20 protein-coding genes are annotated in these 20,626 nt (G+C 40.3%); 10 read left to right on the top strand and 10 right to left on the bottom strand.

The genetic code is table 11. The features are described from left to right. The first annotated feature begins 175 nt into the window (after positions 1-175). The 5 genes from AC3KVK_RS09115 (at position 176) to AC3KVK_RS09095 (ending at position 4,394) form a co-directional block, all read left to right on the top strand. Positions 176-1,390, top strand: coding sequence for a lipoprotein-releasing ABC transporter permease subunit (locus AC3KVK_RS09115; RefSeq protein WP_490313054.1), 1,215 nt, complete (start codon positions 176-178; stop codon positions 1,388-1,390). Further along, complete coding sequence (gene lolD, locus AC3KVK_RS09110) at positions 1,383-2,081, top strand: lipoprotein-releasing ABC transporter ATP-binding protein LolD (protein ID WP_490313040.1); 699 nt, start codon at positions 1,383-1,385, stop codon at positions 2,079-2,081. Before AC3KVK_RS09115 ends, lolD begins: the two co-directional genes overlap by 8 nt. Continuing rightward, positions 2,078-3,307, top strand: coding sequence for a lipoprotein-releasing ABC transporter permease subunit (locus AC3KVK_RS09105; RefSeq protein WP_490313041.1), 1,230 nt, complete (start codon positions 2,078-2,080; stop codon positions 3,305-3,307). The genes lolD and AC3KVK_RS09105 overlap by 4 nt, the downstream gene beginning before the upstream one ends. Before the next feature lie 11 nt (positions 3,308-3,318). Then, complete coding sequence (locus AC3KVK_RS09100; protein WP_490313055.1) at positions 3,319-3,849, top strand: DUF924 family protein; 531 nt, start codon at positions 3,319-3,321, stop codon at positions 3,847-3,849. Between the two features lie 116 nt (positions 3,850-3,965). Continuing rightward, positions 3,966-4,394, top strand: coding sequence for a DUF4826 family protein (locus AC3KVK_RS09095; RefSeq protein ID WP_490313042.1), 429 nt, complete (start codon positions 3,966-3,968; stop codon positions 4,392-4,394). On the opposite strand, the gene AC3KVK_RS09090 is transcribed toward AC3KVK_RS09095, so the two are convergent. From AC3KVK_RS09090 to cspD, 9 genes are all read right to left on the bottom strand, one after another. Continuing rightward, positions 4,378-4,836, bottom strand: a complete 459-nt coding sequence (locus AC3KVK_RS09090) for a GNAT family N-acetyltransferase (protein ID WP_490313043.1) — start codon at positions 4,834-4,836, stop codon at positions 4,378-4,380. The two genes, AC3KVK_RS09095 and AC3KVK_RS09090, sit on opposite strands and share 17 nt — an antisense overlap. Positions 4,837-4,849: 13 nt before the next feature. Then, positions 4,850-5,998, bottom strand: coding sequence for a JmjC domain-containing protein (locus AC3KVK_RS09085; RefSeq protein WP_490313044.1), 1,149 nt, complete (start codon positions 5,996-5,998; stop codon positions 4,850-4,852). A gap of 80 nt (positions 5,999-6,078) precedes the next feature. Then, positions 6,079-7,446 (bottom strand): adenylosuccinate lyase, encoded by a 1,368-nt coding sequence (gene purB, locus AC3KVK_RS09080; RefSeq protein ID WP_490313045.1) that lies wholly within the window; start codon positions 7,444-7,446, stop codon positions 6,079-6,081. A gap of 32 nt (positions 7,447-7,478) precedes the next feature. After that, positions 7,479-8,084 (bottom strand): high frequency lysogenization protein HflD, encoded by a 606-nt coding sequence (gene hflD / locus AC3KVK_RS09075; RefSeq protein WP_490313046.1) that lies wholly within the window; start codon positions 8,082-8,084, stop codon positions 7,479-7,481. Continuing rightward, positions 8,081-9,181, bottom strand: coding sequence for a tRNA 2-thiouridine(34) synthase MnmA (gene mnmA, locus AC3KVK_RS09070; protein WP_490313047.1), 1,101 nt, complete (start codon positions 9,179-9,181; stop codon positions 8,081-8,083). Before mnmA ends, hflD begins: the two co-directional genes overlap by 4 nt. A gap of 78 nt (positions 9,182-9,259) precedes the next feature. Then, complete coding sequence (locus tag AC3KVK_RS09065; RefSeq protein ID WP_490313048.1) at positions 9,260-9,697, bottom strand: NUDIX domain-containing protein; 438 nt, start codon at positions 9,695-9,697, stop codon at positions 9,260-9,262. Beyond that, on the bottom strand, positions 9,697-10,320 hold the full coding sequence (locus tag AC3KVK_RS09060; protein ID WP_490313049.1) for a pseudouridine synthase: 624 nt from the start codon (positions 10,318-10,320) through the stop codon (positions 9,697-9,699). The genes AC3KVK_RS09065 and AC3KVK_RS09060 overlap by 1 nt, the downstream gene beginning before the upstream one ends. Positions 10,321-10,412: 92 nt before the next feature. After that, positions 10,413-12,641 (bottom strand): NADP-dependent isocitrate dehydrogenase, encoded by a 2,229-nt coding sequence (locus tag AC3KVK_RS09055; RefSeq protein ID WP_490313056.1) that lies wholly within the window; start codon positions 12,639-12,641, stop codon positions 10,413-10,415. 327 nt (positions 12,642-12,968) lie between these two features. Continuing rightward, on the bottom strand, positions 12,969-13,187 hold the full coding sequence (cspD, locus tag AC3KVK_RS09050; protein ID WP_490313050.1) for a cold shock domain-containing protein CspD: 219 nt from the start codon (positions 13,185-13,187) through the stop codon (positions 12,969-12,971). A gap of 212 nt (positions 13,188-13,399) precedes the next feature. Here cspD and clpS point away from each other — a divergent pair, with 212 nt between their 5' ends. The 3 genes from clpS to AC3KVK_RS09035 all read left to right on the top strand — a co-directional run bounded on the left by clpS (position 13,400) and on the right by AC3KVK_RS09035 (position 17,301). Further along, complete coding sequence (gene clpS, locus AC3KVK_RS09045) at positions 13,400-13,717, top strand: ATP-dependent Clp protease adapter ClpS (protein WP_490313051.1); 318 nt, start codon at positions 13,400-13,402, stop codon at positions 13,715-13,717. A gap of 32 nt (positions 13,718-13,749) precedes the next feature. Beyond that, positions 13,750-16,014 carry an ATP-dependent Clp protease ATP-binding subunit ClpA gene (clpA, locus tag AC3KVK_RS09040; RefSeq protein WP_490313052.1) on the top strand — a complete coding sequence of 755 codons (2,265 nt, stop codon included), beginning with the start codon at positions 13,750-13,752 and terminating at the stop codon, positions 16,012-16,014. Positions 16,015-16,440: 426 nt separating this feature from the next. After that, positions 16,441-17,301, top strand: coding sequence for an IS982 family transposase (locus tag AC3KVK_RS09035; RefSeq protein WP_248532008.1), 861 nt, complete (start codon positions 16,441-16,443; stop codon positions 17,299-17,301). Positions 17,302-17,337: 36 nt separating this feature from the next. On the opposite strand, the gene AC3KVK_RS09030 is transcribed toward AC3KVK_RS09035, so the two are convergent. After that, positions 17,338-18,642 (bottom strand): NAD(P)/FAD-dependent oxidoreductase, encoded by a 1,305-nt coding sequence (locus tag AC3KVK_RS09030; protein ID WP_490311865.1) that lies wholly within the window; start codon positions 18,640-18,642, stop codon positions 17,338-17,340. A 215-nt stretch (positions 18,643-18,857) separates the two neighbouring features. Here AC3KVK_RS09030 and AC3KVK_RS09025 point away from each other — a divergent pair, with 215 nt between their 5' ends. Then, positions 18,858-19,706 (top strand): hypothetical protein, encoded by an 849-nt coding sequence (locus tag AC3KVK_RS09025; protein ID WP_490311866.1) that lies wholly within the window; start codon positions 18,858-18,860, stop codon positions 19,704-19,706. Between the two features lie 22 nt (positions 19,707-19,728). Next, entirely contained in the window at positions 19,729-20,583 is an 855-nt protein-coding gene (locus tag AC3KVK_RS09020; RefSeq protein ID WP_490311867.1) for a hypothetical protein, read from the top strand. Positions 20,584-20,626 lie beyond the last annotated feature (43 nt).

Genomic DNA, 20,626 nt, shown 5'->3' with positions numbered 1-20,626 from the left:
TTAACTGATCAGAGCTGTTCAAAAAAGGCGTTGTAGGGGCTTGGCGTCGAAGTGCTAGCAGCCTTAACTCTAACAAATATTTACATAAATATGTTGCCCACTCACAGAGACACGAACGATTTTAATGTTAGAATCCCATTACATTTATTGGCAAAGTGTCATGTGGAACTTATTGATGTACCAACCTGTTAGTTTGTTTATAGGGCTTCGTTATAGTCGCGCAGCCAAAGGCAATGCATTTATTTCGTTTATTTCTTTTTTTTCAATAACGGGTATCACACTGGGTCTGATTGCATTAATCACCGTTGTATCTGTAATGAATGGTTTTGAAGATAAACTAAAAAAAAGTATGTTGGGTTATATTCCTCATATTAGTTTAGAAAATCAAAACCATACATTAGAAGATGTAGAGTTATTCTCTCAAGGTTTTAAGACCGATCCGCGAATTAATCACGTAACACCGTATGTAAAAGCTGAGGCGCTATTGCAAACGAGTGCTGAAATAAGGCCAATTTTATTACAAGGTGTATTTTTGACTGAGCAGTTTGCGGCACTTCAAGAAAAAATGACTCAAGGGCAGTGGCAACGCTTGTTTTCGTCTCGGTATAGCATTGCTATGAGTCAATATTTGGCTAATAAATTAAATCTGCGAGTCGGAGATCAAGTGCGCGTGATTGTGCCTGCAGCATCGAGCTTTACGCCAGTAGGGCGCGTACCTAGTCAACGACTTTTTACATTAGTCGCAACATTTTCGACTGGCTCGGAAGTGGATACTGCGTTGGCATTTACTCGTGGTGAGTTTGTATCTCGCTTACTCAAAACATCGCCGACTCAAGTACCTGAAATAGCTTTTGAACTTGATGATGCATTTTTAATTGATGATGTATTAAATGATTATCAGGCGAAATTTAGCCAGTTTAAGACCCGTGACTGGCGGGCAACACAAGGCACGTTATTTAGTGCAGTTGCGATGGAAAAACGGATTATGTCTCTGCTATTGGGCCTAATTGTCCTGGTCGCGGTATTTAATATCGTTTCTGCACTGATAATGATGGTGGGTGAAAAGCAATCTGAAGTGGCTATTTTACAAACATTAGGGTTAGCTCCGGCGAAAATTCAACAAGTGTTTATTGTGCAAGGTTTATATAATGGTGTACTTGGTACATTTATTGGGGCAAGTTTAGGTTTGTTATTTGCAGCCAATATTAATGAAATTTTGTCCGCCGTAGGCTTACACTTTTTAGGCGGTGCAGCGTTACCAGTATTGTTTGAACCGGTCCAGTTAACACTCATTATTAGCAGTAGTATCGCGATGAGTTTTCTCGCTACGTTATATCCCGCAGCAAAAGCCGCCGCAATTAGGCCGGCAGAGGTATTAAGATATGAATAAGTTAGTTGTCAATTGCCAGCAAATAAGCAAAGTCTATCAAGATGGTAAGCTCAGTACAGGTGTACTCAATGGGGTGGATTTGCAACTAGAGCAAGGTGAAACATTAGCGATAGTGGGGAGCTCTGGCTCGGGGAAAAGTACGCTGCTTCATATTTTGGGAACGCTTGATCAGGCGTCCAGTGGCAAAATGACGATTTTAGAACAAGATATTCGCGCGCTGTCTCGTAAAGAACAAGCCCAGTTTCGCAATCAACATTTAGGATTTATTTACCAATTCCATCATCTGTTAATGGAGTTTACTGCATTAGAAAATACAGCAATGCCACTATTAATTGCAGGGATGAAGGCTAAACAAGCACATGAGAAAGCATCTGATATGCTAGAAAAAGTTGGGTTAAGTCACCGATTACATCATAAGCCTTCTGAGTTGTCCGGTGGCGAGCGCCAGCGAGTAGCGATTGCTCGTGCCTTAGTGAATGAACCCGCTTTAGTCCTTGCAGATGAGCCAACAGGAAATCTCGATAAACACAATGCGCTCAATATCTATCAATTAATTAGTGAATTAAATCAGACGCTTAAAACCAGTTTTATCGTTGTCACACATGATTTGGAATTAGCGGCAAAATTGAGTAAAAGCGCGTACTTGGATGAAGGCAGGTTAAAGTATCATTCGCAGGCGAGGTCAGCGTGAGACTCAGCTATTTTTTAAGTCGTCGTTTTAGGCAAGCAAAACATGCGAATGGTTTTATTGGTTTTATCGGTAAAGCATCAAGTACGGGAATTGCACTCGGGATCACGGTATTGATAGTCGCGTTATCGGTGTTTAATGGTTTTCAGCAACAGCTGGAAGAGCGGTTACTGTCGGTTATCCCGCATGTCGAATATGATGCGCCCGATCAAGCGATCAGGAATTGGCCGCAAAAGATCGCATTATTACAAGCGCAACCGGGAGTCAGTGCGGCTGCGCCTGTTATAAAACTCAATGGAATGGCTCAATTTAAAACACAGTTAAAAGCGGTCGAAATCCGTGCCATTTCAGCAGAATATGAGAACCAAGTATCGAAGATTGCAGATTATATTAACGCAATTAAGTTAAGTGAATTGGCTGACGGTGAGGTGATTTTAGGAAAGCAAGTTGCAAAACAACTTGGTGTCGAAATCGGGGAGATGGTTACTTTGTTGTTGCCTGACTTGACTAAAGATAACAGCTTATCGGCAGCTAAAAAACAACGCTTGAAGGTAGTCGGACTGATAGAAATGGGTGGACCTGTTGACCAAAGCAGTGCACTGATCAGTCTAGCGCAAGCTCAAAAAATATTGGGTTATACCAATGATCAAGTTAGTGGCTTGCGATTAGCGGTCACCGATGTTTTTTCGGCAAATAAAATTGCTATGTCTGCTGGGGCGAAATTAACTGATTATGTGTATGTAAATACGTGGTTTAGAAGTCAAGGAAATTTGTATCAGGATATACAAATGGTCCGGACCATTATTTATTTAGTGGTATTTTTAATTATTGCAGTAGCGAGTTTTAATATAGTTTCGACTTTAGTGATGGAAGTGAAAGAAAAACAGGCGAATATCGCGATTCTAAAAACAATGGGAGCCAGCGATAGGGTGATTATTAGCACGTTTATTTACCAAGGCTTATCACAAGCATTGATAGGAATGGGCTTTGGCACTTTGATCGGCGTGATTTTAGCGATTTGGATCCCTGACCTATTTTTATGGTGGAATCAGCTAAGTGGTACAAATGTGTTAGCCGGTGCGTATTTTGTCGAATTTCTACCTTCTAAACTTGTCATCAGTGATGTGTTGCTGATTTTGGCAGTGACGATGACGATGACCTGCATCGCGACATTTTATCCTGCTTGGCAGGCTAGCAGAATCGATCCTGCAAAAGTCCTGGGTCAATAAGGAGAGAAATGATGGATTTTAACGTTATTTATAATTTTTGGTTTGAAGAGTGTCAGCCATCAGATTGGTTTAAAAAGTCGGTAGAATTTGATCAATTAATCACTGAGCGTTTTTATGCGTATCATCAAGCTGCTGTCAACGGTGAGCTGAGTCATTGGCGCGATAATGCTCAGGGTAGTTTATGCGAAATTATTATATTGGATCAGTTTAGCCGCAATATGTTTCGTGATAAAGCGTTAGCGTTTGCCAGTGATCCTCAGGCATTGACATTAAGTCAATTTGCAATCGAAAAAGGATTTGATACCGTTTTAACAGCTACAGAACGCACATTTATGTATCTGCCATTTATGCACAGTGAAAGTTTGCGTATTCATGACATCGCTATGCGCTTGTTTCGTGGTACAGCACAAGAACCATTTGAGCTTGCTCATCGAGAGCTACTTGTGCAATTTCAACGTTACCCTCATCGAAACAAGGCACTTGACAGGAAATCAACACCTGCTGAACTGCGCTTTATAAAGCAGGGCAACAGCCATTTTTAGTTTGAATTGCTGGAGTTTTAAACGTTTGGCAGTTTTCAGATTGAGTTTCGGGCTAAATACTTGATAACAGCATGATAACATCATAGAGTAAGTGCAAACCATTCGGAGAAGTAATAATGGAACAAACAAATACCGCAACTCAGCCGACAGAGCAGCAAATTGCACAATGGCAACGTGACACATTCGAAAACTCGCAAAAACACTTAGCGTCTAAAGGGATCATTCCTCAGTCAGTGTTTGATAAAGAGAGCCGTTATTTAGCACCATTTTTTGCTGTGTGGAAAATTAAATCGCAAAATGGTAAATCGTATTGGGTCATTTCTGGTCGTTTACCGACAGATCATGTTGAAGCAACAGCTGCTGCAACAGCGCGTGATGCAATTCGTCACTTTTCTTTTCAATGGCAACTTAAAGCAGATGAGATTGTCCAAAGTGGCATAAAAGAACAAACGCAACTCGACTTTGCAAACCTATTGGTTAATCGAGCTCACGGTTTATATGAGTTTTTCGAAAAAGATGAACTTTGGACTAATGAACCAGCGTAAAAGGCTCGGGATTAAAGGTGGAAACGGGACAACTCAAGCGTAGTCTTGGGATCCCGGCCTCCATAAATACATGGCCTTGTGCTTCAAACCCAGCATTTAAAAATTTATCGGTTTCTTGCAAAATACAGTTAAATGACACCTTTTCAATCCCTTGCTTTTTAGCTAATTCGACTAAAAAGCTAAAAACTATTCTATATACTTGTTGATTTCTGTGCGTTGCTAGCACTGCAACTCGACTCATTAGTCCATCATCACTTAAGCGGCCTGTGGCAATGACCGCTTCATGCTCATTTTTTAAAATAATATGTCTTGCCAGATTATCCAGGGTGTCAAACTCGACATTTTTAGGGATATGATATTCGTAAACAAATACTTTCTCACGTATCTCCTTGAGTTCTTTTTGGCAATTAAGCCAGTTAACTTGATGAACGTGGTAAGACATATACACCCCTTATTTACTCGATATACCAGTAGCCTTCATTAATAAGTGTAGTTAAGGTTTGCATGAAAACTTGCTTGTTTATTGAACTTTTTAACTGGTCGGATGTGATGGTGGTGCAATCCGTTAACAATTTTGCATCATCCAACTGATTTAATGGTAAATTATAATTAGTACCGTTAATGCTTAATAAGAGGCTATCAGGTTGTAGCTGATAAATCGCGCGCAAACCACCGATGCGATGTAGAGTAATATCATCAGAATGATACAGCTCTTTGACCTCATCAATAGTATAAGGCTCATCAAGCGCGACTAAATCCATTTCGTGTTTGGCAGATGACAAAAATTGACCCAGCCAGGTTTGTAAATGTTCTGTTTGTTGAATTTGATTGAGTAGTAATGCTTGAATACGTAAAAATTCAGAGTGAGTTACTTCACCAATTGATGAAGGCATTGATAAATCGGGATCGCTGTAGCGCTCTTTCCCAAGCTCATTATCGATTAAATAATCACTGAATGATGAAAGCATATCAACTTGATTGGGAGCACGAAAGCCGACTGAATAGTTAAGAGCGTTTTCTGTTGCATAGCCTTCATGCGGACAGCCTGGCGGGATATACAAAATATCACCAGGTTCTAAAACTGTATCAATGACCGCATCAAATTGGGTGATTTGCAGTAAATCTTTACAGGGGATCACTTCATCGAGAGTTTGCTCGGCTACGCCGACTCGCCAATGGCGCTTGCCTTCGCCTTGAATAATAAATACATCATATTGATCGAGATGTGGGCCAACTCCTCCCCTAGGCGTGGAATATGAAATCATTAAGTCATCGATTCGCCAATTAGGGATAAAGCGAAAAGGGGCTAATAGCTCAGCGGCCTCTGGGTGCCAATGATCAACTGCTTGAACCAGTAAAGTGGCATGGCTATCTGTTAAGAGCGAAAAGTCTTCAAAGGGTCCATGATGAGCGTGCCACTGGTTTTGATGGTTGGTGACAATTCGCGATTCAACGCACTCTTCAACAGCTAAACCGGCGAGTTCTTCTGCACTGAGTGGATCAACAAAGTTATTGAATCCTTTTTTAATCAATAGCGGTTTTTTTTGCCAGTATTGGTCAAGAAATTGTTGCTTGGTTAAACCATTGATGGTTAATTCATACATATTACGGATATCCACATTGTTGGGAAAAAAAAAGCGAAAGGCAGACCTTTCGCTTTTATTAAACAGTGCCTTTGGCGCTATTATAGAGTATTCGTTAACTCAATAGCACGGCCAATGTAGTTAGCAGGCGTTAATTTTTTCATCTCGACTTTTGCTTCTTCTGGGAGCTCAAGACCATCAATAAAGTCAGCCATGATTTGTTGATTAACACGTTTACCGCGCGTCAGTTCTTTCAGCTTTTCGTATGGCTTTTCAATGCCATATTTACGCATCACTGTTTGAATTGGCTCTGCGAGTAATTCCCAGTTCTGATCCAATTCTTCAAGTAACTTCGCTTCATTCACTTCTAACTTGCTGATCCCTTTAAGTGTTGATTGATAAGCGATAACCGCATAACCCATACCGACACCTAAATTACGTAATACCGTTGAGTCTGTAAGGTCACGTTGCCAGCGAGAAATTGGTAATTTTTGTGCTAAATGACCAAATATAGCGTTGGCTAATCCTAAGTTACCTTCTGAGTTTTCGAAATCAATCGGGTTCACTTTATGCGGCATCGTTGATGAACCAATTTCACCAGCGACAGTTTTTTGCTTAAAGTGACCGAGTGCAATATATCCCCAAACATCACGGTCAAAATCGATTAAGATTGTATTGAAGCGTGCAACAGCATCAAATAACTCCGCAATGTAATCATGCGGTTCAATTTGTGTTGTAAACGGGTTGAATGTAATTCCTAGACCAGTGATAAAGGCTTCAGCATGTGCATGCCAATCATAATTTGGATATGCACTTAAGTGGGCGTTATAGTTACCGACTGCGCCATTTGCTTTACCTAACATTTCGATATTGGCAATTTGGTCACGTTGACGTTTTAAACGCGCGTACACGTTAGCCATTTCTTTACCCATAGTTGAAGGTGAAGCTGGCTGACCGTGAGTTCGAGTCATCATTGGGATAGCTTGGTATTCGTTAGCAAGGCCTTTAATTGCATCTAATAGCTGATCGCAGTAAGGCAATAAGACCGTACTACGGGCTTCAGATAACATGAGTGCGTGAGATAAGTTATTAATATCTTCAGACGTACATGCGAAATGAATAAATTCGTTTACAGCATGAAGCTCTGTATTATCGGCTACTTTTTCTTTTAGAAGGTATTCAACCGCTTTAACATCGTGATTAGTGGTGCGTTCGATTTCCTTAACACGCGCCGCATCGGCTTCAGAAAAGTCAGTGACGATGGCATCTAAAATTGCATTGGCTTCATCGCTAAAAGCAGGGACTTCAGCAATGGCTTCAGCACGAGACAGTGCTTGTAACCAACGAACTTCAACCGTAACACGGTATTTGATCAAACCAAATTCGCTGAAAATGCTGCGAAGTTCTGATGTCTTGCTGCCGTAACGACCGTCAACAGGGGAGATAGCGGTTAACGCTGAAAGCTCCATAATAGCTCCTAATAATAATGTAAGATCTTAAGTTAATACATTGATTTTGCAGTTGTAACAATTTTACCTTTTGCCAAAAAGAAGTGGCGACGTTTGCCACCCATTTGACGCCAAAGAACCGCAGCACGGATCCCGGCAAGTAATAAGGCTCGAATTTTGTTTTGAACAGGCTTATGTGAAAGTAACGTTGGTTTGCCAAAAACTTGGATCCGTTGGCCAAGGGGACTGACTACTTCGGCGTAGATATCGGCAAAACTCGCAATGATTGTTTCATCATGGATATCAAAATGGTTCAAACGTCGTTTAATGTCATCAAGGCGGTTACCTAGTAAGGCCATATTTTGTGGTTTAGCATTGAGTGCACGTTCTAGTTGAATCAATCCCCCGACATACTTGACCATTTCAATATCTTTTTCAGCGCCACTTTCTAGTTGTTGAACAACAAGGCGGTATCCTTCACGTAAATTAGCATGAGCACCATAAATTTCTTCAGGGCTGTCTGGATCTGTTTGAATTAAACTTAATAACATGATGTCGAGATCATGGTCATTCAGCTGGCCCGACTGCGCTACTTTTTGAACATATTTTGCAACTTGGCACATTGCAGCCAGTGCCATTACTTGATTGTGAATACTCATTTTATTACCGAATCAATAATACCGCCACCCAGACAAACATCGTCTAAATAAAACACCGCAGATTGTCCGGGTGTGACCGCTTTTTCTGGCTGGTCAAATAATACACGGGCATAGCCATCGTCACCAACAAGTAGGGTACATGGCACGTCTGTTTGACGATAACGTGTTTTTACAGTGCAGCGTAAAGTTGTTTTAGGACCCATGCGATCAACCCAGTGAAGCTGGTTGGCCATTAAACCATTGGCAAACAGGCGAGGATGATCTTTCCCTTGACCAACCACTAGAACATTTCGTTCGAGATCTTTATCAACCACATACCAAGGCTCTCCAGAGCCTTCTTTCATTCCACCGATTAATAGACCTTTTCGTTGGCCTAGCGTGTGGTACATCAGGCCTTCATGTTCACCCACAACCTCGCCGTCGGTATCTTCGATTTTACCCGGCTGCGCCGGCAAAAACTTTTGTAAGAAATCTTTAAATTTACGCTCACCAATAAAGCAGATCCCGGTACTGTCTTTTTTATCATGGGTGATAAGGTTTTGCTCTTCAGCAATACGACGTACTTCAGGCTTTTCGATTTCGCCGACAGGGAAAAGGGTTTGGGCTAAATGTTCATGACTGAGCGTGTATAAGAAATAGCTCTGATCTTTGTTATTATCATCACCACGCAACATGACATATTTATCATCACGTAAGGCTCGACGAACATAATGACCGGTTGCAATGAAGTCTGCATTGAGGGCTTCAGCTGCAAATTGTAAAAAGGCCTTAAATTTAATTTCCTTGTTACACATAATATCGGGGTTTGGTGTACGGCCTGCTTTGTATTCTTCAAGAAAATACTCGAACACGTTATCCCAGTATTCAGACGCGAAATTAACGGTATGGAGTGGGATCCCTAATTTTTCACACACGGCTTGCGCGTCTTTGAGATCGTCGGCAGCCGCACAGTATTCATCAGTATCATCTTCTTCCCAGTTTTTCATGAAAAGACCTTCAACCTGATACCCCTGTTGCATTAACAAGTAGGCTGAAACGGAAGAATCGACACCACCGGACATACCGACGATGACTTTGATGTTACTGTTGTCGCTCATAGTGATACTAACTAAAGATTTTAAAGGCGCATATTGTAGCACGCAATTGCGGACGGCTAAATGGTAACTTAATGCTAATTAACCACAAATATAATCGAGGCTTATCCTTGGTCGTTGTTCTGCATCGATAATACATTGCAGGACTAATGGGCTACGTAAGGAGTAGTGTTTGAGTTGATCTTTTGTTAGCCAAAGCGCTTGTTCGATATCTTTATCCTGTGGCGCGAGAGGCTGACTTAAGCTATCGATCTGAAAATAAAAACAAAACCGTAAATAGTCAGTGCCTGTCGGGGCGAGATATCGATATGAACCTATGAAACTTTCGGGAGTCAAACTCAAACCAGTTTCTTGAAATAGTTCTCTTTGGCAGGCTTCGATAAGCGTTTCATTGAGTTCTAAGTGCCCAGCGGGTTGATTGATTACTTGTTGGTTAGATGCTTTGTCTTTTTCTATTACAAAAAGGTAAGTATCTTGGTATTGAACAACAGCGGCGACAGTCACATTCGGTTTATGCATTATTTGACCTTAGAGACATCTTTACATTGGCCATTTTCTATTCCATCGATAGTCCATTTGCCAATGCGGTAGCGGATTAAACGTAAAGTTGGATGACCAATGTGTGCCGTCATTCGTCGTACTTGTCGATTTCTTCCTTCAGTCAATGTCACTGATAACCAAGTCGTAGGAATATTTTGCCGCTCTCGAATAGGGGGCGTGCGCGGCCAGATTGTAGGTTCAGCCATGATTTCGACTTTTGCGGGCAGGGTCATGCCGTCTTTAAGCTCGACACCTTGACACAATGATATGATAGCTTGCTCAGAAGGGACACCTTCAACTTGAACCCAATAAGTTTTACTAGTTTTATGTTTAGGGGAAGCCAGCTTATTTTGTAGTTGCCCGTCATTGGTCAGCACCAATAATCCTTCACTGTCACGATCTAGCCGCCCAGCTGCATATACATCTTTAATTGAGACAAAATCAGCTAATGTTTGACGGCCTTCTTGATCGGTAAACTGGCACAACACATCAAATGGTTTATTAAACAGTACGATCTTTTGTTCTTCCGGACGTGGTTTAACGAATTTCTGATTGGGTTTTTTACGTGAAACAGGAGGGCGTCTACTTTGGTGAGAAGGCATAAGGTCACTCTGAAATCGATTAATAAGCTAATTATACCGAGATAAATAAAAAAGGGCACCGAAGTGCCCTGATTGTTTCAATCAACTATCAATTAGATATTGTTGATAATTGTATTAAGGGTGGCGCTTGGGCGCATTGCTTTACTTGCAAGCTCATCGCTTGGGAAGTAATAGCCGTTTACATCAACACTCACACCTTGTGCAGAGTTTAATTCGTTTACGATAGTGGCTTCGTTGTTTGCAAGCTCAGCTGCAGGCGTTGCAAAAATTCCAGCTAGTTCAGCATTTGTTGTTTGTGCTGCTAACGCTTGAGCCCAGTAAAGAGTCAAATAGAAGTGACTTCCGCGGTTATCTAGCTCATTAACACGGCGTGAAGGTGATTTATTCTCTTGCAAGAATTTAGCGGTCGCTTCATCTAGTGTGTCGGCTAATACCTTAGCTTTGTCATTGTTAGCGGTCACACTTAGGTGTTCTAAAGATGCGGCTAACGCTAAGAATTCACCTAAAGAATCCCAACGTAAATGGTTTTCTTTTTCGAACTGTTGAACATGCTTAGGCGCTGAACCACCTGCGCCTGTTTCGAATAAACCACCACCATTCATTAGCGGCACGATTGAAAGCATTTTCGCGCTGGTGCCAAGTTCAAGGATAGGGAATAAATCTGTTAAGTAATCACGCAATACGTTGCCTGTTACAGAAATAGTGTCCAAGCCTTGCTTAATACGGTCAAGCGAAAATTTCGTTGCATCGATTGGAGAAAGAATATGAATTTCTAAACCCGTGGTGTCATGCTGCGGTAAATATGCATTTACTTTTTTGATTAACTGGGCATCATGTGCACGGTTTTCATCTAACCAAAATACTGCTGGGGTATCCGATAAACGTGCGCGGTTAACAGCAAGTTTAACCCAGTCTTGAATTGGTGCATCTTTAACTTGACACATGCGCCAGATATCACCTTGGTCAACAGCGTGTTGTAGTAATACAGAACCGTTTGTGTCAACTACGCGAATTTCACCGGCTGCGGCTACTTCAAACGTTTTGTCGTGCGAGCCGTACTCTTCCGCTTTTTGAGCCATTAGACCAACATTAGGCACGCTACCCATGGTTGTAGGATCAAATGCACCATGCTCTTTACAAAAATCGATGGTTGCTTGGTAAACACCGGCATAGCTACGGTCAGGAATGATTGCTTTAGTATCTTTTAATTGGCCGTCAGGGCCCCACATTTGACCTGAAGAACGGATACAAGCAGGCATCGACGCATCAATGATAACATCGCTAGGAACGTGAAGATTCGTAATGCCTTTATCTGAATCAACCATAGCAAGTGCAGGTCGTTGTTGGTAAACGGCGGCGATATCAGCTTCAATTTCTTCACGCTTTTGTGATGGTAATGTTTGAATTTTGCTATACACGTCACCTAGACCGTTATTGACATCAACACCCAGTTCTGCAAAAAGTGCTGCGTGTTTAGCAAAAACATCTTTGAAAAATACCGTTACAGCATGACCGAAAATAATTGGGTCAGATACTTTCATCATGGTCGCTTTTAAGTGGACAGATAAAAGTACATCTTCTTGCTTAGCATTGTTAATTTCAAGCTCTAGAAACTCGCGTAAAGCTGCAGCACTTAATACTGAAGAATCAATTACTTCACCTGCTAAAAGTGGTGTGCTTGCTTTTAAAACAGTGGTTTCGCCATTTGTGGCAACATGTTCGATACGTACATCAGTTGCTTGTTCAACTGTGACTGATTGCTCTGATGAGAAAAAGTCACCTTGAGTCATACTTGCTACGTGAGATTTGGAGTTTTTATCCCACGCACCCATTGAGTGAGGGTTTGTTTTTGCGTATTGTTTTACAGACCCTGGTGCTCGGCGATCTGAATTACCTTCACGAAGAACTGGATTTACAGCGCTGCCTTTAATCTTGTCGTAAGTTGCTTTAATCGCTTTTTCTTCGTCAGTTTTTGCTTCTTCTGGGTAGTTAGGCAACGCGTAACCCTGTGCTTGTAACTCTTTAATAACGGCTTGTAACTGAGGCACTGATGCACTGATATTAGGGAGTTTGATAATATTTGCTTCAGGTGTTTTTGCTAAATCACCTAGTTCAGCTAACGCATCACCAATGCGCTGCTCTTCGGTAAGGTACTCAGGGAAGTTTGCAATAACACGACCAGCTAGAGAAATATCACGCGTTTCAACTTCAACACCAGAAACTTTGGTGAATGCTTGGATAATTGGTAAAAGAGAATACGTTGCTAAAGCCGGCGCTTCGTCGGTCTTTGTGTATATGATCTTTGATGTTTTTGTAGTCATCATTCTTCCTAAAGTGTGGGCGTAAACGCCTTAATCAACAATGCATTTCATTGCTACTCAGTATAAATAGAGTAAGTCAATTAGAGGTATCCAATAACAAGAACACTTAAAGCCATGTTAGATGGACAATTTGAAACTGGATTTAAACGGCACATAAAAATAGTTATTTAATCCAATCACGTTTTCGCGCATTAGTATATCAGTGAGTTAGTAAATAAAACAGGGGGATACTTATTACCGAATAGTATAAGAAGAAACACAAAATTGGATGGGCTAACTTTAAAAAACAAAAAGCGGGTTAACCCGCTTTTATTGCTTAAAAAACACTCACTCGAGTATTTCACCACTTGGTTCTATATTCGTTGCGTGAAGCCCTTTAGGACCTTCCTGCAATTCAAATGTAACGTCTTGGCCAGCTTTTAGGGTTTTGTAACCATCCATTGTGATTGTTGAAAAGTGAGCAAAGATATCTTCTTCACGACCATCAGCGACAATGAAACCAAACCCTTTTGCGTTATTGAACCATTTGACTTTTCCGCAAGCCATACTTCTACATCCTTCTATAAGTTGACTAATTTAGTTATTCTAAACAACTATAAATTGGTAAACTGGTTAGTGACTAACCATGTTCATAAACGACTGTAGTTTAAATGAGCAATCAGTCAAGTGTTTTTTGGTTGTTTTTTTAATCAAATATTTTTTTATTATTTTCCTTCTCAAGTTTGCTTGAGAACCCATGAGATGACTATATTAATATTATGAGTGGTTATAAAGAGTCAGATGTAATCGATACCGTAAAGGACAGTGAAAAGCAAAAGCTTAAGCCACCTAAACAGTATCAAGTAATCTTAAATAATGATGATTACACCCCTATGGATTTTGTCATAGAAGTAATCATGAAGTTTTTTAATAAGACGAATGAACAAGCGGCAGAGATTATGCTTAAAGTTCATTATGAGGGTCGAGCAGTGTGCGGTGTGTATTCTGCAGAAATTGCTGAAACCAAAGCGGCTCAAGTTAATCAATTCGCACGTGATAACGAGCATCCACTGCTTTGTAGTTATGAGCAGGTATAACCAGATATATTCTGAGCTGTTAGGAGTTGCCTATGCTAAACAAAGATCTTGAAATTACCCTAAACTCAGCTTTTCGTGAAGCGAGAACCCGTCGCCATGAATTCATGACGGTTGAACATTTACTATTAGCTTTGCTTGATAACCCAGCCGCCATTGAAGCGTTAACGGGCTGCGGCACCGATTTACCTTCGTTAAAGTCATCCTTGTCTGACTTTATTGATGAAACAACACCTTTAATTCCCGAGCTTGAGCAAGATCGAGAAACCCAGCCAACACTTGGCTTCCAACGAGTTTTACAACGCGCAGTTTTTCACGTGCAGTCATCAGGAAAGAACGAAGTAACCGGTGCGAATGTATTGGTTGCAATCTTTAGTGAGCAAGAAAGTCAGGCCGTTTATTTACTTAAAAAGAATGACGTTACTCGGCTTGATATTGTTAATTATATCTCTCATGGTATTTCAAAACTGGACTCTCATCATGATGACGAAGAGCATGATGAAATGTCGGATGAAATACTTGAATCTCCGCAAGAAGAATCGAATCAACTCTCTAATTTTACGACAAATTTAAATCAGCAAGCTGAACAAGGTCATATTGACCCTTTAATAGGACGTGATGCTGAGGTTGAGCGTGCTGTGCAAGTGTTATGTCGTCGTAAAAAGAATAATCCGTTATTGGTCGGTGAAGCTGGTGTCGGTAAAACGGCCATTGCTGAAGGGCTTGCTTATCGCATTGTTAATGACGATGTGCCAGAAGTCATCAAAGACGCTGTTGTATACTCTTTGGATATGGGGGCGCTATTAGCGGGTACAAAATACCGCGGAGATTTTGAAAAACGGTTTAAGACATTGCTAAAACAGCTTCAAAAAGAACCTGACGCCATTTTATTCATAGATGAAATACACACTATTATCGGCGCTGGTGCGGCCTCAGGTGGTGTGATGGATGCCTCGAATTTAATTAAACCGTTACTATCGAGCGGAAAGCTCCGTTGTATGGGCTCAACTACATACGGTGAGTTTAAAAATATTTTCGAAAAAGATCGTGCGTTAGTACGACGCTTCCAAAAGATAGATGTCGCTGAACCTTCAGTAGAAGATACGACAAAAATCTTAAATGGTTTAAAAGAACGTTATGAACAGCATCATGGAATCCGTTATACGCAAAAAGCATTACGTGCTGCTGCAGAGCTCAGTGCTAAATACATTAATGAACGTCACTTACCTGATAAAGCAATCGATGTGATTGATGAGGCAGGTGCTAACCAACGCTTGTTGACGGCGTCGAAACGCAAAAAAACCATCGGTGTGGCAGATATAGAGCAAATCATTGCAAAAATGGCGCGTATCCCTCAGCAAAGTGTTTCTTCGTCGGATAAAGAAACCTTAAAAAACATTGACCGTAACCTTAAAATGGTGGTGTTTGGGCAAGACGAGTCTATTGATGCGCTCACCGCCGCGATTAGATTATCTCGCTCAGGCTTGTCGAGTGAGGACAAACCGATAGGTTCATTCTTATTTGCAGGTCCAACAGGGGTGGGGAAAACCGAAGTCACCAAGCAGCTTGCTAAATGTATGGGGGTTGATTTAATCAGGTTTGATATGTCTGAATACATGGAGCGTCACGCGATTAGCCGCCTGATCGGTGCGCCTCCTGGCTATGTTGGCTTTGAGCAAGGTGGTTTACTCACAGAAGCTGTGATTAAACAACCCCATGCAGTGGTGTTGTTGGATGAAATAGAAAAGGCTCACTCTGATATTTTTAATATCCTGCTGCAAGTGATGGATCATGGTACATTGACAGATAACAATGGGCGTAAAGCTGATTTTAGAAACATTATTTTAGTGATGACGACTAATGCGGGTGTACAAGAAACAATCCGTAAATCAATTGGCTTCAAACAACAAGACCATTCACATGATGCGTTGTCTGAAATCAATAAAACTTTCACCCCTGAATTTAGAAACCGCTTAGACAATATTATTTGGTTCAATCATCTTAACGAAGAAGTGATTTTACAAGTTGTTGATAAATTTATTGTCGAATTGCAAGCACAGCTTGATAAGAAATCTGTTTGCCTTGAATTGTCAGAGAAGGCACGCCAATGGCTAGCAAATGAAGGATATGATCAAGCAATGGGTGCGCGCCCGATGGCACGCGTAATTCAAGAAAGATTGAAAAAACCTTTAGCGAATGAAATTTTGTTTGGTGAACTTACCGAAGGCGGCACAGTTAAAATTAATCTTAAGGATAATAAACTCGATTTTACCTTTGAAGGTAACCTTGCCACAGTGTAATTTTTAAAATGAATCAGAAGCCCAGTTTAACTGGGCTTTTTTTATGCCGCTTGTATCGGTGGGACGCTTTGTTTGTCAGAAATTGCTAGTTTAAAGATACAATGACAAAATAATGGCCGATATTTCAGCCTGGTTTAGTTGCTAACAGCTTCTGAGACGCGAATGATACATGGTAGTGGTAGTGGTAGTGGTAGTGGTAGTGGTAGTGGTAGTGGTAGTGGTAGTGGTAGTGGCAGTGGGTTGCGTAGATAACTAAAGTCAGGGATGAGTAAAATCAATTCACTCTTTGTATTATGTGCGTTCGACTCAACGTTAATTGTTGAGCCGCCGATAATTAACCTGAGCCGCACATAAGAAATGGAACTAAATGCCCTTGCGGTGATCAGATCTTTCGACCAAGAAACATAAGATTACCGAGGCAAGGGCATGAATAACTTAGATGCAATTTACGTAGATGTCGATGATTTTTGTTTATTGTTTGAACCTCAATGGCTTAAACACCTAATAGAATCAGGTGAAAAGCAACGCATTAAGCCATCTCGACTATCCTCTAGCGAAGTGATGACTATATTAATTGCTTTTCATCAATCAGGTTATCGCGATTTTAAAACTTACTACACCAAATTTGTTTGTCAGTATTGGCGACATTATTTTCCTGATTTAGTCAGTTATACACGTATGTTGAAGTTACTTCAGGCCACGTTACCTGCTCTGTGCAGCTATCTGAAGCAGCGCTTTGATAAACCAACAGGCATTGCATTTATCGATTCCACTTCTCTCAAGGTGTGTCACAACATGCGTATTCCTCGTCACCAAGTTTTCGCGGGAGAAGCCAAACGAGGCAAAGGAACAATGGGCTGGTTTTATGGCTTTAAACTTCACCTCATCATGAATGATGAAGGGGGTTTATTAGCTGTAAAAGTGACAGCTGGGAATGTTGATGATAGACAGCCGGTATTAGATATGGTTGATAATGTTACAGGTAGTTTATACGCTGATAAAGGTTATGTATCTGCAAACTTAAAAGCGGAACTTGCTGAGCAAGGCATTGATTTTATTACAGGTCAACGAAGTAATATGAAACGTCAGCCAATATCATCTTGGGATAGAGCGATGTTATCAAAGCGTTTCATCATTGAAACAGTTTTCGACCAGCTGAAAAATATGGCTCAAATAGACCACACAAGGCACCGCAGCTGCATCTCATTTATGGTTAATTTAATGGCTGGATTAATTGCCTATACTTTTCAGACTAAAAAGCCGAGTATAAAAGTGACTCGGCTTTAATTCTTATGCAGATCTGAGGTTAATTACATAAATTAATTAATGTAATTTCATTTTTGGTCTAACAATGCGCAGCATTTTTTCGCTAAGCCATAAGCCCATCGTTCGCCAAACACCGTGGATAGCGCGTTGATGCATTCGGTATAACGAGATATACATCATTCTTGCAATTTTGCCTTCAATAAAAAAACTGTTCTTAGTTAAATTACCCATTAAACTACCCACTGTACTAAAACGCGATAAATTAACAAGAGAACCATGGTCTTGATAGTTAAATTTTTGAAGGGCACGGCCTTCAACGCAGGCGATTATATTGTTTTTGACAGTGTTTGCCATCTGATGTGCAGATTGAGCTCTAGGCGGAACCTGAGAACCATCAGCTTGTGTAAAAGCACAGCAATCACCGATAACAAATATGGTGTCATTAACGGTTGATTGTAAAAAGTCATTCACTTTAATCTGGTTGTTTCGGGTTCGCTCGAAAAACGCTAAATTTTTTATAAAATCCGGTGCTTTAACGCCTGCCGCCCAAACCATAATATCCGCTTCAATTCGATGTTCATCTTGAATCATGAAGCCATCGGAAAATGCAGCCTTGACTTGCGTATTTTCGAGGATATTGACACCTAATTTATGTAATTCGCGTTTGGCTGAGATTGCAATACGTTCTGATAATGCCGGTAAAATCCTCGGTCCAGCCTCTATTAAGCTAATGTGTAATTTACTCGCTGTCATATTGGTTAAGCCATACATTTTGAGTAAATCCGTCACATGGTATAACTCAGCTGATAGTTCGACTCCTGTGGCCCCACCACCGACTATTGCAATTTTCAAAGGGGTGTGAGAATCACTCGTTTGATGGACCCGGGTAAAATTATCCAGTAGGGCATGTTGAAAACGCTCTGCTTGCTGATTGGAATCAAGGAAATAACACTGTTCTTTTACGCCAGGAGTATTGAAATCATTACAGACACTACCAATCGCTAAAACTAAATAATCATAATCCATAGAGCGTTGCGGTAGGATCTCATGGCCATCTTCATCTGATAAAGCACTTAACGTGACAGTTTTATCTTGTTGATTCAAATCGATAAATGTTCCTAAAACAAATCGGTAAGAATGCTTCGCTGCATGAGCACTATAAATGACGCCATCTAAATCAGCATCAAGGGAGCCTGTGGCGACCTCATGCAATAGAGGCTTCCATATATGACTTCGATTTTTATCTACTAGAAAAATTTCTGCGTGGTCTTTTTTTCCTAATTTGTGACCCAATTGTGTTGCCAGTGCAAGCCCGCCAGCTCCACCGCCGACAATCACAATTTTTGGACGTTTTGTTGACATGTTAATTCCTCAAAAGTATTAAAGGGATGACTTTAATGCGTCAGCCCTTTAATACCTCTTAGAAACATTTTGAGTGTGCCAAAACAATTGAAAAGAAGATATAAGTTAATTGTAATAATTTTTTAAAATAAAATTAAACGGTGACAGAGGTTCAATATTGAGTTTATTAACAAAACATGCTCAACTATTGGAAAAGATTATAATGATGATTTTAAATGATTTTTCAAATAATAGGGATGTTAATCATACTCTGTACGACCATGCTATTTATGAGCTTAATCGTCAGTAGTTGTGTTCAAGTTATCCAAAAGTGTACCTCGTGGCGACAGAAAAATTTAATTTTAGGGTTGCATGCAATAGGTAGCTATTGTGTTGACTTGATCGATACACATGATAGTAACAAAGTGGTTAATAAGCCTGACCTTAAAAACGAAGTTAACATTGCTCTGCTTCGCTTATTGCAACCAGCGCTTAAAACTAAGTTCAGAGTTTGCTCTTTTGAGCGCAGTGAAGTCAGTTTCTTAGAAGTTCAGCAGGCAATTGAGATTGTTTTGCTGCGCCACATTGAATGTACAGCCTCCGTTAAAAGAGAATTATTTGATACACTAGCGGCTTATTTTTCGCGTATCGAAGTTGAAATGCGATTTAGATTTAGGCGGCTGACACACATCAGTGCCTTAATTTGCTCCAGTCTATTGGTTTTATCACTACAGCTGAATACAATTACCTTGATGGAAAAAGGGATCGCTGTCAGCGTAAGTGATCACGAGCAATTTTCAAAAAGTATCCAAAATTCATGTTTGAGTACAAAAACGACCGAACAACAATTGAGTTGTCTGAGCCATACTCTCATTAAAGCAGAGATAGTATCGCTAAGTGTCTGGCCTCATGGTATGGAATACTTTATACCCCATCAAAATAACCAATTTGATTGGTTTACTTTTTTAAATCGTATGTTTGGCCTGATTTGTTCTATTATTTTAATTTCACTAGGTGCTCCATTTTGGTTTGAGCGATTAAAATCAATTTTTGTACTCAAAGAAGCGGTTAAAGTGAAAGTGTAACCCTAAAAAGTAAGGTCAGCTTATGTTACTCAGAAGCTTATTTTTTTTGATGCTGTTTTTTCCATTTACATTATTTAGTGTTGCTGAGGCAATTGAAAAAGAAGGTCAAAAAGTACAAACAATGCACTTTATGTCTCGTTCTGTTGGAGTAGGGGAGTTTGAATATGAACCGTTAGAAAAGACACTTTTTCAAATGATTTACGTTGCATTAGCACCAGAATTTGACGCCGATCTATTTAAAACAACGTTAGGTAGAGGCATTAGTCTAATAGAAAATGAAGGCGATTATTGCTCATATAATATTTTAAAGAATCCACAGCGTGCTAAAGCCATGTTGTTTTCACATTTCCCTTCTTCCATCTACCCTAAACGAAAACTGTTTTTTGTTAATCCTGAGTTATTAATTTTTTCACAAACAGCATCCCTTGCCTCTTTGTCTGCACATCATAAAATAGGCTTAGTAGCCCAAGCTTATTTGGGCGCACTCAATTACTCTGCCGATGTTAACCGAGATAATTTAGTTTTTATTGAAGGTATCAATAGCCATCAACAGCTAGTTAATATGTTAATGAAAGAGCGTTTAGATTTTATTGTGGAATATCAATCTGTCGTTGATACATACCTATTACCATCCGATATCCAACCTTATAGTATTAATATTTCAGAATACGAGACCAATGAAGCGGGGTATTTTGTTTGTAGTCAATCAAAAGTAGGCGAAAAAGTGATCGGTGAAATTAATCAGCTTTATCACACTCCGGCATTTCAGAAGTGGTTAAAAGACTATCATTATCAACACTTTTCTGAAGCACAAGCTGTTGAGTTATTAAGCCTTTATCAAACCGAATATGGACTAAATTGGCTTGAAAGCCCGTAATGTAAAGCCCCTTTACATTAAACCAGTATGACAGAAGTGTTAT

The sequence above is a fragment of the Pseudoalteromonas sp. J2K-J979 genome (genome assembly GCF_058169715.2).
This window is presented reverse-complemented; position numbering and strand designations above follow the sequence as displayed.

What these genes read in the sequence shown, in the direction of transcription:
- AC3KVK_RS09115 (WP_490313054.1), top strand. Translation starts at nt 176, where the DNA reads ATGTACCAACCTGTTAGTTTGTTTATAGGGCTTCGTTATAGTCGCGCA.
- lolD (WP_490313040.1), top strand. Translation starts at nt 1,383, where the DNA reads ATGAATAAGTTAGTTGTCAATTGCCAGCAAATAAGCAAAGTCTATCAA.
- AC3KVK_RS09100 (WP_490313055.1), top strand. Translation starts at nt 3,319, where the DNA reads ATGGATTTTAACGTTATTTATAATTTTTGGTTTGAAGAGTGTCAGCCA.
- AC3KVK_RS09095 (WP_490313042.1), top strand. Translation starts at nt 3,966, where the DNA reads ATGGAACAAACAAATACCGCAACTCAGCCGACAGAGCAGCAAATTGCA.
- AC3KVK_RS09090 (WP_490313043.1), bottom strand. Translation starts at nt 4,836, where the DNA reads ATGTCTTACCACGTTCATCAAGTTAACTGGCTTAATTGCCAAAAAGAA.
- AC3KVK_RS09085 (WP_490313044.1), bottom strand. Translation starts at nt 5,998, where the DNA reads ATGTATGAATTAACCATCAATGGTTTAACCAAGCAACAATTTCTTGAC.
- purB (WP_490313045.1), bottom strand. Translation starts at nt 7,446, where the DNA reads ATGGAGCTTTCAGCGTTAACCGCTATCTCCCCTGTTGACGGTCGTTAC.
- hflD (WP_490313046.1), bottom strand. Translation starts at nt 8,084, where the DNA reads ATGAGTATTCACAATCAAGTAATGGCACTGGCTGCAATGTGCCAAGTT.
- mnmA (WP_490313047.1), bottom strand. Translation starts at nt 9,181, where the DNA reads ATGAGCGACAACAGTAACATCAAAGTCATCGTCGGTATGTCCGGTGGT.
- AC3KVK_RS09065 (WP_490313048.1), bottom strand. Translation starts at nt 9,697, where the DNA reads ATGCATAAACCGAATGTGACTGTCGCCGCTGTTGTTCAATACCAAGAT.
- AC3KVK_RS09060 (WP_490313049.1), bottom strand. Translation starts at nt 10,320, where the DNA reads ATGCCTTCTCACCAAAGTAGACGCCCTCCTGTTTCACGTAAAAAACCC.
- AC3KVK_RS09055 (WP_490313056.1), bottom strand. Translation starts at nt 12,641, where the DNA reads ATGACTACAAAAACATCAAAGATCATATACACAAAGACCGACGAAGCG.
- cspD (WP_490313050.1), bottom strand. Translation starts at nt 13,187, where the DNA reads ATGGCTTGCGGAAAAGTCAAATGGTTCAATAACGCAAAAGGGTTTGGT.
- clpS (WP_490313051.1), top strand. Translation starts at nt 13,400, where the DNA reads ATGAGTGGTTATAAAGAGTCAGATGTAATCGATACCGTAAAGGACAGT.
- clpA (WP_490313052.1), top strand. Translation starts at nt 13,750, where the DNA reads ATGCTAAACAAAGATCTTGAAATTACCCTAAACTCAGCTTTTCGTGAA.
- AC3KVK_RS09035 (WP_248532008.1), top strand. Translation starts at nt 16,441, where the DNA reads ATGAATAACTTAGATGCAATTTACGTAGATGTCGATGATTTTTGTTTA.
- AC3KVK_RS09030 (WP_490311865.1), bottom strand. Translation starts at nt 18,642, where the DNA reads ATGTCAACAAAACGTCCAAAAATTGTGATTGTCGGCGGTGGAGCTGGC.
- AC3KVK_RS09025 (WP_490311866.1), top strand. Translation starts at nt 18,858, where the DNA reads ATGATTTTTCAAATAATAGGGATGTTAATCATACTCTGTACGACCATG.
- AC3KVK_RS09020 (WP_490311867.1), top strand. Translation starts at nt 19,729, where the DNA reads ATGTTACTCAGAAGCTTATTTTTTTTGATGCTGTTTTTTCCATTTACA.